Annotated in this window: 1 protein-coding gene and 1 pseudogene; both read left to right on the top strand. The window is 56.2% G+C overall.

Going from position 1 to position 1,232, the window contains the following annotated elements:
- Positions 1–242: 242 nt before the first annotated feature.
- The gene (rpsB, locus tag ADADOO_RS03270; RefSeq protein WP_511274977.1) at positions 243–989 is read left to right on the top strand and encodes a 30S ribosomal protein S2; all 747 of its coding nucleotides are present in this window, start codon (positions 243–245) and stop codon (positions 987–989) included.
- Positions 990–1,044: 55 nt separating this feature from the next.
- Positions 1,045–1,232, top strand: a pseudogene (locus ADADOO_RS03265) (translation elongation factor Ts); the annotation flags it as partial.

Genomic DNA, 1,232 nt, shown 5'->3' with positions numbered 1-1,232 from the left:
CCCTATCTGGAGCGCATGCTGCAGTTGCTGGCGCTCAAGCAGAACGGTTATTGAGCTTCCGGAACGCCTGTTCTGCTGCTATAATCCACAGGTTTTTCTCAGCCGTTATGGCTGAAAAGACGGTGGTCTGCACGGTGCAGGCGACCAAAATCCACACATCCGCCGATTAAGGGTGTCTGCCAAAATTCAATAATGGCGGACGTTTCAGGCGGGTGGAGGTTCAACCCTTAAGGAGTTTTACCATGTCCGTTACCATGCGCGAAATGCTGGAAGCCGGTGTCCACTTCGGTCACCAAACCCGTTTCTGGTCCCCCAAGATGGCCCCGTATATCTTCGGTGCCCGCAACAAGATTCACATCGTCAACCTCGAAAAGACCCTGGCCAAGTACAACGAAGCCATGGCTTTCGTGAAGAAGCTGTCGGCCAATCGTGGTTCGGTTTTGTTCGTTGGTACCAAGCGCCAAGCGCGCGAAATCATCGGTGAAGAAGCGCTGCGCGCCAAGTCGCCGTTCGTTGATCAGCGCTGGCTGGGTGGCATGCTGACCAACTTCAAGACCGTCAAGACCTCGATCAAGCGTCTGAAGGACATGGAAGTGGCCGTTGAAGCCGGCGAGCTGGAAAAAATGCCGAAGAAGGAAGCGCTGACCTTCCGTCGCGAACTGGAAAAGCTCCAGAAATCCATCGGTGGCATCAAGGAAATGGGCGGCCTGCCGGACGCCATCTTCGTTGTCGACGTCGGTTATCACAAGATCGCCATCACCGAAGCCGAAAAGCTCGGCATCCCGGTCATCGGCGTGGTCGATACCAACCACTCTCCGGACGGCGTGGCTTACGTCATCCCGGGTAACGACGACTCTTCCCGTGCCATCCAGCTCTACGCCCGCGGCGTGGCTGATGCCATCCTCGAAGGCCGCAATCAGGTCATGCAGGAAATTGTTTCCGCTGGTAGCGACGACGAATTCGTCGAAGTTGTGGACGCAGCTGAATAAAGTTGTAACGGCGGGGCGCTAAGCTCCGCCTGTTTTAAAAGCTCAGGAGAAAAATATGGCGGCAATTACCGCAAGCATGGTGGCAGAACTGCGCGGCAAGACCGACGCGCCCATGATGGAATGCAAGAAGGCCTTGACCGAAGCCGATGGTGACATGACCAAGGCCGAAGAAATTCTTCGTGTCAAGCTCGGCAACAAGGCCTCCAAGGCCGCGACCCGCGTCGCCGCTGAAGGTATCGTCGC

This window comes from Azonexus sp. (assembly GCF_036170495.1).
Classification (GTDB): domain Bacteria; phylum Pseudomonadota; class Gammaproteobacteria; order Burkholderiales; family Rhodocyclaceae; genus Azonexus.
The sequence above is the reverse complement of the archived record's forward strand: the minus strand, read 5'-3'. Positions and strand labels throughout refer to the sequence as shown.